The sequence below is a fragment of the Janthinobacterium sp. NKUCC08_JDC genome (assembly GCF_019345575.1).
Lineage (GTDB): Bacteria > Pseudomonadota > Gammaproteobacteria > Burkholderiales > Burkholderiaceae_D > Janthinobacterium > Janthinobacterium aestuarii.
Window position 1 is genome coordinate 366,469 of sequence record NZ_JAHKQW010000001.1, and the last position, 11,546, is coordinate 378,014.

Below are 11,546 nucleotides of genomic sequence, written 5' to 3' on the forward strand. Positions count from 1 at the left end.
AGATTACCAGCGCTTGTCAATTGGCATGTCCAGCAACGGTTTCAATTTCTCCGCAATCACTTCGCGCGCGCGAAAAATCCGGCTGCGCACGGTGCCGATGGGGCACGCCATGATCTCCGATATTTCTTCATAGCTCAGGCCCTCGATCTCGCGCAGCACGATGGCCGTGCGCAATTCGATGGGCAGTACATCCATGGCCGCATTGACGGTGGCCGCAATCTGCTTGCTGGCCAGCACCGATTCGGGTGTATTGTTGTCGCGCAATTTATTGCCATCATCGAAGGACTCCGCCTGCTCGGCATCGGTATCGCTGGACGTGGCGGCGCGGCGCCCCTGTGTGACAAGATAATTCTTGGCCGTATTGATGCCGATGCGGTACAGCCAGGTATAAAAGGCGGCCTCACCGCGAAAATGGCGCAGCGCCCGGTATGCCTTGATAAAGGTTTCCTGCACCACATCTTCGGCCTCCGCCGGGTCATGCACAAGGCGCGACACGAGGCGCATCAAGCGGCGCTGGTATTTCGATACCAGCACATCGAATGCCCGTTTGTCGCCGGCCTGCACCCGCTCGACCAGTAACTGATCATACTCGCGCTCTGTCCTCACGCCCAATGTCCCTGTAGTCATGCAGCGTGGGCGCCTGTATGGATATAGAGTTGGCCCGCTGCAAGAAGTTCAGTGTTCGCCCCACTTTTATTCTTCCCCATTCCGCGCCGCGATGGCCCGGCACGCCACGGCCAGCGGGCGGAAGGCGGCGCAGCTGCCGCCGCGCTGCACCAGCACATCCGTACGCCGCCCGGCAGCATCTGCCAGGCACAGCACCAGCAGCGACGGCCACAGGGTCGAACCCGGTAACAGGCGCAGCCCCGGCGGCACCAACGGCCCCGCGCCGGCCGACTCCATCACCGCGCTGGCATCCATCATTGGCACCCCGCCATGCTCCAGATATACCGCCAGCCGCAACTGGCCAACCGGCGAAATATCAAGCGTCCGCGGCTTTCTGCGCCTGCGCAGCAAAGCGAGCAACAACACGCCGCCAGCCGCACTCAGCAGTGCACCGCTCCAGCCCAGCGCATAAGCGCCCACCAACTGGCCGGGGCCAGAGCCGGGCACGGCCGCAACGCGCCACGCACCGCTCAAGGGCCAGGCGGCCAGCAAGGCACACAGTCCCAGCGCCGCTTGCAACAGGCGCAAACAGACAGGCGTGCGAATGACAGCCACTACCGCGATTGACATACTTCATGGGGAAAAAAGGCGCGCCGGCAACATGCCGGGCAAATTCAGGCGCCAACGAACGTTGGCGCCGAATCAGCGCTCACTACAGTTTGACCGTAGCGAGCGCTTGAAAGTTCCTGCTTATTTCGCTTTACCGAAAATCAGCGTGCCATTCGTTCCGCCGAAGCCGAACGAATTCTTCACTGCATAATCGATCTTCATATCCCGCGCCGTGTTGGCACAGAAATCGAGATCGCAAGCCGGATCCTGGTTGAAGATGTTGATGGTCGGTGGCGACACCTGATGGTGCAATGCCAGGACCGTAAACACCGCTTCCAGACCGCCCGCGCCGCCCAGCAAATGGCCCGTCATCGACTTGGTCGAGTTGACAACCAGATTCTTGGCGTGCTCGCCGAAGGTGCGTTTGATGCCCATCACTTCCGCCACGTCGCCTTGCGGGGTCGACGTGCCGTGCGCGTTCAGGTACTGAATCTGATCCGCGTTCAAGCCAGCGTTGTTGAGGGCCGCGATCACCGATTTGCTGCCGCCGCTACCATCTTCCAGCGGCGAGGTCATGTGATAAGCATCTGCGCTCATCCCGAAACCATGCACTTCGGCATAGATCTTGGCACCACGGGCCACCGCGTGCTCGTACTCTTCCAGCACCATGACGCCAGCGCCCTCGCCCAGCACGAAGCCGTCGCGGTCGGTATCCCACGGACGCGATGCCGTTGCCGGATCGTCGTTGCGGGTCGACAAAGCACGCGCCGAAGCGAAACCGCCCAGGCCCAGTGGCGACACGGTCGATTCAGCACCGCCGGCGATCATGACGTCGGCATCGCCGTACTCGATCATGCGCGCTGCGGCACCGATGCTGTGCAAACCGGTGGTACACGCTGTAACGATCGCCAGGTTCGGGCCCTTCAGACCATATTTGATCGAAAGGTTGCCAGAGATCATGTTAATGATCGAGGCAGGCACGAAAAATGGCGAGATACGGCGCGGACCGCGCTTTTCGTACTCGGACTTGGTTTCCTCGATCAGCGGCAAGCCGCCGATACCGGAACCGATGATCACGCCGATGCGCTCGGCATTTTCTTCGGTCACTTCCAGGCCGGAGTCCTGCATCGCCTGGATGCCCGCAGCCATGCCGTAATGGATAAAGGTATCCATGTGGCGGGCTTCCTTACCGGAGATGTACTCTTCGATATTGAAGCCTTTGACTTCACCAGCAAAATGCGTGGTGAATGGCTGTGCATCAAACTTGGTAATCGTGGCAATGCCGGATTTACCTTCAATGATTGCGCCCCACGCCTCGGCAATAGTATTGCCGACAGGTGAAACGCAGCCCAGGCCGGTGACAACAACACGACGGTTTTTAGAACGGCTCAAGCGATTCTCCTGAAGTCGGTCAGACAGGCTTAGGCCTTGACGTGTGCAGTGGCGTAGTCGATCGCCTGTTGCACGGTGGTGATTTTTTCAGCTTGTTCGTCAGGGATTTCCATTTCGAATTCGTCTTCCAGGGCCATGACCAGTTCCACGGTGTCCAGGGAATCGGCGCCGAGATCGTCGACGAAGGAGGATTCGATTTTGATGTCTGCTTCTGCAACGCCCAGTTGCTCAGCGACGATTTTCTTAACGCGTTGTTCGATATCCGACATGTTATGGCTCCAAAGTGTGTGTTACGGAAAGTGCGCGCATTTTATCAGGTTTGCGCGTCCGAATACTAATTTCGGTGTCTGCTGCTAATTCGACCGAAGCTGCTGCTAAAAGATGCGATTATAGACAAAAACGGCCGTTGAATCATGCCACAAACGCCCGCCCCGTCTAGCTTTCACATCAATTCATGTACATTCCACCGTTCACGTGCAGGGTCGTGCCCGTGATATAGGCCGCTTGCGGCGAGGCCAAAAAGGCTACCGCCGCTGCCACGTCTTCCGGTTTGCCCAGACGGGACAGGGGAATTTGCGTCAACAGGGCCGCGTGCTGCTCTTCGCTCAGCGCCTTGGTCATGTCGGTATCGATGAAGCCCGGCGCGATGCAGTTCACGGTAATGTTGCGGCTGCCGATTTCGCGCGCCAGGGCGCGGCTCATGCCCTCCACGCCAGCCTTGGCCGCCGCGTAATTCATTTGCCCCGGATTGCCCGACGACGCCACCACCGACGTGATATTAATGATACGCCCAGTTTTGGCTTTCATCATGCCACGCAGTACGGCGCGCGACAGGCGGCCGACGGCCGACAGGTTGGTGGAAATGACGCTGTCCCACTCTTCATCCTTCATGCGCATGGCCAGCTGGTCTTGCGTGATGCCCGCATTGTTGACCAGGATCGACAGGCTGCCGTAGGTTTTCTGCACTTCATCGACAACGGCCGCGCAGCGCGCCGCGTCGGTCACGTTCAGGACCAGGCCCTTGCCCGTCACGCCTTCGGCGGCCAGGTAATCGGTGATCGCTTGCGCGCCGCTTTCCGAGGTGGCGGTGCCGACGACGGTGGCGCCCTGCTTACCCAGTTCGGTGGCGATGGCGCGGCCGATGCCGCGCGAGGCGCCCGTGACCAGCACGACTTGATTTGCTAAATTCATGAGTATCCTTAAATGCAAGCGCGGCAGGCAAGCTGCCGCGATCTGATGTTTATTTGAGCTGCGTCAAAATACGTTCCAGCGATGCCTGGTCGACGATGGCGTCGCCCACGAGCACGGGATCGATGCGCTTGGCCAGGCCCATCAGGACCTTGCCCGGACCGCATTCGATCACTTGCGTGATACCGTCGGCGGCGACCTTTTGCATGGTTTCCACCCAGCGCACGGGGCTGGCCGCCTGGCGCACGAGCGCATCCTTGATGCCGGCAACATCGTTGACGATGGCCACGTCGACGTTGTTGATCAGGGCGATTTGCGGCGCCGAGAACGTCAAGCCGGCCATGTACTCGCGCAAGCGGTCCGATGCAGGCTTGAGCAGCGACGAGTGGAATGGCGCGGAGACGGGCAGCTTCATGGCGCGCTTGGCGCCCTTGGCCTTGGCCAGTTCGCAGGCGCGCTCGACTGCCGCCGTATGGCCGGCGATGACGACTTGTGCTGGCGCATTGAAATTGACGGGCTCGACCACCAGGGCCGGGTTTTCCGCCGCCGCTTCCGCACAGGCGGCGCGCACGTCGTCATCCGACAGGCCCAGTACGACAGCCATCGTGCCCTGCCCGACGGGCACGGCTTCCTGCATGGCTTGCGCGCGGAAACGCACGAGCGGCACGGCATCCTTGAACGAGATGACGCCGGCGGCGACCAGCGCCGAGTATTCACCGAGGCTGTGACCGGCCACGACCGTCGGCACCGGGCCGCCGGCCGCCAGCCAGGCGCGGTAGAAGGCCACGGCCGCCGTCAGCATTACCGGCTGCGTATTGGTAGTCAGGTCCAGCTCTTCCTTCGGACCTTCGGCGATCAGCTTGCCCAGGTCGAATTGCAGGGCATCCGACGCTTCGGCGACGGTGTGCGCAACCACGGGGTTGCCGGCGAAACCGTCGAGCATCGCAATCGCTTGCGAGCCTTGGCCTGGGAAAACAAATGCAAATTGTGTCATGTCGACTCCGTTTTTTTTACTATTTACTCAGAGAACCAAATGCAACTGCTGGGGTACGACCCAACGGGTCGGACCCCGAAATCAGCCTTCGGCCATCACATCTTTGCCAGCACGGCGCCCCAGGTAAAGCCGCCGCCCACGCCTTCCATCATGACGTTGTCGCCCTTCTTGACCCGGCCATCGCGCACGGCGATGTCGAGCGCCAGCGGGATCGAAGCGGCCGAGGTGTTGCCATGCTGATCGACGGTGACCACCATCTTTTCCAGAGGCAAGCCGAGTTTCTTGGCCGTGCTGTTCATGATGCGGATGTTCGCCTGGTGCGGGATCAGCCAGTCGATCTGGTCCGACGTCATGTTGGCGTGCTCCAGGGCTTCATGCGCGACTTTTTCCAGCACGGACACGGCCAGCTTGAAGACGGCCGGGCCATCCATGTACAGGAAGGCGCTGCCGTCGAGCGCGCCGCCAGCCAGGCTGCCCGGCACGCTGAGGATGTTCGAGTGGCGGCCGTCCGCGTGCAGCTTGGTGGCCAGGATGCCCGGCTCTTTTGACGCCGTCATGACGATGGCGCCGGCGCCGTCGCCGAACAGCACGCAGGTGCCGCGGTCGTCGAAATTGAGGATGCGCGAAAACACTTCGGCGCCGATCACCAGCACGTTCTTGTGCATGCCCGACTGGATGAAGCTGTCGGCCGTGGCCACCGCGTACACGAAACCGCTGCAGACGGCTTGCACGTCGACGGCGGCGCAGTTGTTCGTGATGCCCAATTTGTTTTGCACGATGCAGGCTGTGCTGGGGAAGCTGCCGAAGAAATCGGGAGTCGAGCTGGCGACGATGATCAGGTCGAGGTCGTTGCCGTTCAGGCCAGCCATTTCCAGGGCCTTCTTGGCCGCTTCCACGCCCAGGTCCGAGGAATTTTGCGTTGGCGCCGCGTAATGGCGCGCCGAGATGCCGCTGCGCGAGACGATCCATTCATCCGACGTCTCGATGCCCTTGGCGGCGAGCTGTTCGGTCAAGTCCTGGTTGGTGACGCGCTTCTCCGGCAAGTAGCTGCCGGTACCGATAATTTTGCTGTAAGTTTTGCTAAAAACAGTCATGCAAGTACCCGTCCACTAAATGGTAGAGCTTGTTGATGTAGGTTCATCCGGAACTGGCGTGCGGGGCATCAGCTCGGCGATCATGCTGGCCAAGTGCGCTTGCACGTCATTTTTTGCCGCATCGAAAGCGCGGCGCAAGGCCCATTCGAACGAATAGGCATCGGCGCTGCCATGGCTCTTGAAGACGAGACCACGCAAACCCAGCAGGCTGGCGCCGTTGTAACGTGAAGGATTCAAACGGTTGCCGATGGCTTTCAGGGCCCCGCGGGCGATCAGTGCGCCCAGCATGGTAATCGGATTGCGCTTGAATTCGGAAGTGAGCACGTCTTTCATGAAGCGCGCCAGACCTTCGATGGCTTTCAGGGTCACATTGCCGACAAAACCGTCGCAGACGACGATATCGGTCGTGCCCTTGAAGATATCATTGCCTTCCACGTTGCCGTAGAAGTTCAGCGCGCCACGCTCGTGGTCGGCCTGCAGCAGCTTCGAGGTGAGTTTTACCACTTCATTGCCCTTGATATCTTCCGTGCCCACGTTCAGCAAGCCAATCGTCGGGCGCTCGATACCTTCCATGGCGGAAACGAGCACGGAACCCATAATGGCGAACTGGTGCAAGTGATGCGGTTCGCAATCGACGTTCGCGCCCAGGTCCAGCATGTAGGTCGGGCCGTTCTTTTGATTCGGCAAGATGCTGCAGATGGCCGGGCGGTCGACGCCGGACATGGTTTTCAATACATAGCGCGACACGGCCATCAGGGCTGCCGTATTACCGGCGGAAACGGAGGCTTGCGCCACGCCGTTCTTGACCTGTTCGATGGCCACGCGCATGGAGGAATCCTTCTTGCGGCGCAGGGCCACTTCCAGGGGATCGTCCATGGTAACTTGTTCGGAGGCATGCAATACCGACAGGCGCGGATGCGTGTCGGCTTTATGTTTCTTCAGTTCGGCACGAATCACGTCTTCCAATCCAACAAGGATCAGTTCGGCTTCAGGCTCATGTTTTACGAAGGAAATTGCTGCGGGGATAGTGACTGAGGGACCGTGATCTCCGCCCATGCAGTCGATAGAAATTTTGATTGTCATTTGTGTTGATTCAATACCGCTGCGGGCGTGCGGCAAGATGTGAATCGGACTGGAGCATATGCAGGGTGCAGCATGTCATGCACAGGCCTGGACAGCGTGATTCAAAATGACGGGTGTGCAAGATGAATTGCAGCCGATAAAAAAGAAGAAGCGGCGCCACGCCGAATAACCACGCAACACCGCTTTCATCTTACCCAACAAAAACGTCGATTACTCGTCGTTTTTGGTCTTCAACACTTTACGGCCACGATAGAAGCCGTTAGGGCTGATATGGTGACGCATGTGTGTTTCGCCGGTAACTGGCTCGACGCTCAATTGCGGCGCGACCAGGAAGTCGTGCGAACGGTGCATGCCGCGCTTGGAAGGGGTTTTCTTGTTCTGTTGAACTGCCATGATGACTCCTAATACATAAGTTCTAAAATTTTAGCACAATCGATTGGCAAATACATGCGAATCGAGTATCCCAGCGGCAAAGACTACCCGAAAATAGCCCGGACCGACATCGTTTATTACAATTACATTTCACTACACTTGCCATACTCGATTACAACACGCGTTTGACACGTTCTTTGATGGGGAAAACCCCTTTACTACTTTATTCTGGCTTCAAGTCTTTCAGGGCCGCAAACGGCGACTTCTTTTCAGTCTTGAGAGCATCGAGCTGCGCCGTATCGGGGCAGACGTCGTGTTTGGGTACCTGCGGCAGGGCCAGCAAGGCTTCATCTTCGATCAGGGCCGCGGCATCCATGTTGCGGCTGCCGACGATCACGTCGATCGATTCATCGTTGATGATTTCTTCGATCTCGTCCGCGTGCTCGTCATCCTTGCCCAGCATCAGAGTGGTCGTCGAATCAATTACGTAAGCATACGGAGTCAGGCAGCGCTGGCAAACCAGCTGAACGGTGCCGTTGACCGACAAGGTCAGTTGTGGGTAGCCCAGCTTGCTGGTGCCGCCGACGATTTTCCAGGCGATCTCGCCGGAACTATCTGCACAATCCTTGGTCAACCGGGTCATTTCAGCGACAGGAGTTACACCCTCGCGGCTCCCGCTGATACGACAAAAATCAAAGGTGTCGATCACAAAAGCATTCATTGGTAGAAAATTTCCCCGGAAAACCTGCGATAATAACAGGGTTTTTAGCACAGAGTCAAAGGCTAAGCATCTTTTTTGACGCAATCATTGCCATCAACATGACATTTCATCAACACCGTCATGCCGCATGGAGCCTCAGTTGTGGGCTCTGCGCCTTGGAATTTGCGTGAAATTCCACTGACATCGACCAGCGCGGCCATGCCGGCCGCCATCCACTACAGAATGATACCAACTTCCGCCCCATCGCGCTTGATTCTTGCATCGAGTTCGACCTACCGCAAGGAATTGCTGCAACGCCTGCGCCTGCCCTTCGAGGTGGCCGTGCCCGATCTCGACGAAAGTCCCCTGCCAGGCGAAAGCCCCAGCGCCACGGCCCTGCGCCTGGCCCAGGCCAAGGCGCAAGCCGTGCTCGACCGCTATCCTGGCAGCCTCGTCATCGGCTCCGACCAGGTCGCCACACTCGATGGCGCCCAGATCGGCAAGCCCGGCAACCATGCGAATGCCCTGCTGCAACTGCAAACCATGCGCGGGCGCCAGACCGTGTTCCACACGGCACTGTGCCTGCTCGACGGCCGCCAGAGTCCGCCTGTAGCGCAAGTGGAAGACGTCCAGACCCTTGTCACCGTACGCGACTTGCCCGATGCCGAGCTGGACGCCTACCTGCGCATCGAGCAGCCATATGACTGCGCCGGCAGCGCCAAGAACGAAGGCCTGGGCATCGCCCTGCTCGAACGCATAGCCACCACCGACCCGACCGCCCTGACTGGCTTGCCGCTGATCGCCCTCACGGGCATGCTGCGCAAGGCGGGTGTGGCGTTTTTCACATTTTAATCACCCTGGGGTCAGACCCGACGGGGGAGTGCGTTCCAGTGGAGCGCACTCCGATCCCGAAGGGACTGACCCCGGCCAATACAAAGCTAACAATATGACCGGCACCCTGTACCTGATTCCCAACCACCTCGGCCTGTCCGACGGCGCAAGCGACCCGCTGGGCCACATCATTCCAGAGCAAGTGCGGCAGATCACGTCGCAGCTCGATTATTTCGTTGCGGAAAACGCCAAGACGGCGCGCGCCTTTTTGAAATTGATCGGCAATCAGCATCCGCTGGCCAAGCCGCTGCAGGAAATCACGATTTCCGAACTGAACGTCAATACCCCGGCGCAAGCGTTGGCCGGCTTGCTGGCGCCGCTGCTGGCGGGACGCGACGCGGGCCTCGTGTCGGAAGCAGGCGTGCCCGCCGTGGCCGACCCGGGTGCCGACCTCGTGCGCCTGGCGCATCAGCACGGCATTCAAGTGCGCCCGCTGGTGGGCCCGTCGTCGATCCTGCTGGCCGTGATGGCCAGCGGCTTGAACGGCCAGAGCTTCGCCTTCAACGGCTATCTGCCCACGGACGCCGCCCTGCGCGCCAAGCGCATCAAGGAACTGGAAAGCCGCTCGCGCAATGAAAAGCAGACCCAGCTGTTCATCGAAACGCCGTACCGCAACGCCGCCATGCTGGAAGCGCTCGTGGCGCAATGCACGCCATCGACGCTGATCTGCGTCGCCACCGACCTGAGCCTGGACACGGAAAGCGTGCAGACATGGAATGGCGGCCAGTGGAAAAAACAATTAGCCGCCGGCAAGGCGCCCGACTTCCACAAGAAACCGACCGTGTTCCTGTTGCTGGGACAGTAAACGACAAACGCCACGGAAATATTTGCCGTGGCGTTTGCTTTGCTTTGCCTCACTACGATAGTCACGACAATTGACAAAACCGTAGCGAGCGGAAGGGAGCGGTGGCTAAGAAGCGCAACCGTACTCTAGTACGGTGAGCATCGCAGGCCGCCTATACCGACGCGCAGTAGGTTTGGTCAGGTGTCTTCAGACGCGACGGGTGCCCGTGTTCTTCTGTCCGCCCTTGCCCGTTTCCAATACAAACTTCGCGCCATCGTCGCGGCCCAGCACCTTGACCAGGTACGGCATGACTTCGCGCAACATCGGCTCCAGGGTGTACGGCGGGTTCAAGATGAACATGCCGCTGCTGTGCAAGCCGAAACCGTCCGGCGACGGCGTGTTGACCGTCAGGGTCACGTGCAGCCAGTCCGAGCTGGGAAGCTGCTTGAGCTTGTCGGCGAACTGGCGCGATTCCATGCGCTGCAGCACCGGGTACCAGACGGCATACATGCCGGATGGGAAGCGCACGAGGGCGTCGGCCAGGGTATCCTTGACCTTGCGGTAATCCATCTTGTCTTCATACGGCGGGTCGATCAGCACCAGCGCGCGGCGCGATGGCGGCGGCAGCAGGGCTTTCAGGCTCTGGAAGCCGTCGGCCTTGGTGATGAGCACGCGCTTGCCGCGCACGGTCGGACGCTCGCCCTGGGCCAGCGCATGCGCCTCGACCTTGCGGAAATTGTCGGCCAGAATCTTTGCATCGGCTGGGTGCAGCTCGAACAGGCGCAGACGGTCTTGCTCGCGGCTGACCTTGTCGGCGCAGTAAGGCGAACCCGGGTAGTAGCGCATCTTGCCGCTCGGATTCATTTCCTTGATCAGCCTCATGTACTCGGCCAGCGAGGCCGGCAGGTCCGTGCGGTCCCACAGGGGCGCGATGCCCGTTTCGTACTCGGCATTTTTCGAGGCATAACCGCCGTCGAGCGCATACACGCCTGCGCCGGAGTGGGTATCGATATAACTATAGGCGGTATCTTTTTGATTCAGATATTGCAACAACTGAATCTGCACATAATGCTTCAACACATCGGCGTGATTACCCGCGTGAAAGGCGTGGCGGTAACTCAACATAAGCTGGCTAATTCCATAATAAAAATAAATAAAGGCGGGAGCGCTGACACCGGGCAGGGCATGAAAACAGACTGGAGGGGTCAGGCTGCGGGGCCAGGAAACAGCATGGACCAGCGTAATCAGCGCGCAATTACCAGCATTATCCACCAGAAAGGTAGATTGCATCAAAAAACACGGCTAAACAAGCCCATGCATTTCCGGGACTGGCATCGCCGGGCGCGGTAGAATACGCGCATCGGGCGCCCGCGCCCATCCGCCTACCAATAGAAACGACCATGCACAGCCTGACCCTCACGACCGATAACCGCGCCGACGTCGCGGCAACCCTGGCCGGCCAGCGCTGGACGGTGGCCTGCCTGTGCGCGCTGTGGTGCGGCACTTGCGGCAGCTACCGCGCCACGTTCGAGGAACTGGCCGCGCGCCACCCGGACACCGTCTTCGTCTGGATCGACATCGAAGACCAGGCCGACGTGGTGGGCGACCTCGACATCGACAACTTCCCCACCCTGCTGATACAGCGCGAAGACAACGTGGCCTTCTTCGGCACCGTGCTGCCCGACGGCGGCCTGGCGCACCGCATGGTGCAGGCGCAGCAGGCGCTCAGCGCCGAGGAACTGGCCGCGCTGGCCGGCAGCACGCAGGAACGGCGCGACTGGCAGCGCGACTGCAATCTGCGCCAGATGCTGGCCACCACCTTGGCCTGATCCA

General features: G+C 59.9%; 14 protein-coding genes. 3 read left to right on the forward strand and 11 right to left on the reverse strand.

Annotated elements, in window-relative coordinates; genetic code table 11:
• Positions 1 to 3 precede the first annotated feature (3 nt).
• The 10 genes from rpoE to KO538_RS01775 form a co-directional block, all read right to left on the reverse strand.
• Positions 4 to 627, reverse strand: a complete 624-nt coding sequence (rpoE, locus tag KO538_RS01730) for an RNA polymerase sigma factor RpoE (RefSeq protein ID WP_034749631.1) — start codon at positions 625 to 627, stop codon at positions 4 to 6.
• Positions 628 to 693: 66 nt separating this feature from the next.
• Positions 694 to 1,221 (reverse strand): hypothetical protein, encoded by a 528-nt coding sequence (locus KO538_RS01735; protein WP_219327321.1) that lies wholly within the window; start codon positions 1,219 to 1,221, stop codon positions 694 to 696.
• A gap of 135 nt (positions 1,222 to 1,356) precedes the next feature.
• Positions 1,357 to 2,607 carry a beta-ketoacyl-ACP synthase II gene (gene fabF, locus KO538_RS01740; protein WP_034749634.1) on the reverse strand — a complete coding sequence of 417 codons (1,251 nt, stop codon included), beginning with the start codon at positions 2,605 to 2,607 and terminating at the stop codon, positions 1,357 to 1,359.
• A gap of 29 nt (positions 2,608 to 2,636) precedes the next feature.
• A complete protein-coding gene (acpP, locus tag KO538_RS01745; protein ID WP_008449912.1) occupies positions 2,637 to 2,876 on the reverse strand; it encodes an acyl carrier protein in 240 nt (79 codons plus the stop codon).
• 178 nt (positions 2,877 to 3,054) lie between these two features.
• On the reverse strand, positions 3,055 to 3,798 hold the full coding sequence (fabG, locus tag KO538_RS01750; protein WP_034749638.1) for a 3-oxoacyl-ACP reductase FabG: 744 nt from the start codon (positions 3,796 to 3,798) through the stop codon (positions 3,055 to 3,057).
• A gap of 49 nt (positions 3,799 to 3,847) precedes the next feature.
• A complete protein-coding gene (fabD, locus tag KO538_RS01755) occupies positions 3,848 to 4,789 on the reverse strand; it encodes an ACP S-malonyltransferase (protein WP_219327322.1) in 942 nt (313 codons plus the stop codon).
• A gap of 95 nt (positions 4,790 to 4,884) precedes the next feature.
• Complete coding sequence (locus KO538_RS01760) at positions 4,885 to 5,883, reverse strand: beta-ketoacyl-ACP synthase III (RefSeq protein ID WP_034749645.1); 999 nt, start codon at positions 5,881 to 5,883, stop codon at positions 4,885 to 4,887.
• Between the two features lie 15 nt (positions 5,884 to 5,898).
• The gene (gene plsX, locus KO538_RS01765) at positions 5,899 to 6,966 is read right to left on the reverse strand and encodes a phosphate acyltransferase PlsX (RefSeq protein ID WP_034749647.1); all 1,068 of its coding nucleotides are present in this window, start codon (positions 6,964 to 6,966) and stop codon (positions 5,899 to 5,901) included.
• A 210-nt stretch (positions 6,967 to 7,176) separates the two neighbouring features.
• Complete coding sequence (gene rpmF / locus KO538_RS01770; protein ID WP_034749653.1) at positions 7,177 to 7,359, reverse strand: 50S ribosomal protein L32; 183 nt, start codon at positions 7,357 to 7,359, stop codon at positions 7,177 to 7,179.
• A gap of 202 nt (positions 7,360 to 7,561) precedes the next feature.
• Positions 7,562 to 8,059 (reverse strand): DUF177 domain-containing protein, encoded by a 498-nt coding sequence (locus KO538_RS01775; RefSeq protein ID WP_034749656.1) that lies wholly within the window; start codon positions 8,057 to 8,059, stop codon positions 7,562 to 7,564.
• 222 nt (positions 8,060 to 8,281) lie between these two features.
• Between KO538_RS01775 and KO538_RS01780 the strand changes: the two genes are divergently transcribed.
• Positions 8,282 to 8,890, forward strand: a complete 609-nt coding sequence (locus KO538_RS01780; protein ID WP_219327717.1) for a Maf-like protein — start codon at positions 8,282 to 8,284, stop codon at positions 8,888 to 8,890.
• A 94-nt stretch (positions 8,891 to 8,984) separates the two neighbouring features.
• Positions 8,985 to 9,734, forward strand: a complete 750-nt coding sequence (locus KO538_RS01785) for an SAM-dependent methyltransferase (RefSeq protein WP_219327323.1) — start codon at positions 8,985 to 8,987, stop codon at positions 9,732 to 9,734.
• Between the two features lie 186 nt (positions 9,735 to 9,920).
• On the opposite strand, the gene KO538_RS01790 is transcribed toward KO538_RS01785, so the two are convergent.
• Positions 9,921 to 10,838 (reverse strand): 23S rRNA (adenine(2030)-N(6))-methyltransferase RlmJ, encoded by a 918-nt coding sequence (locus KO538_RS01790; protein ID WP_219327324.1) that lies wholly within the window; start codon positions 10,836 to 10,838, stop codon positions 9,921 to 9,923.
• Positions 10,839 to 11,113: 275 nt separating this feature from the next.
• Between KO538_RS01790 and KO538_RS01795 the strand changes: the two genes are divergently transcribed.
• Positions 11,114 to 11,542, forward strand: a complete 429-nt coding sequence (locus KO538_RS01795) for a thioredoxin family protein (protein WP_219327325.1) — start codon at positions 11,114 to 11,116, stop codon at positions 11,540 to 11,542.
• Positions 11,543 to 11,546 lie beyond the last annotated feature (4 nt).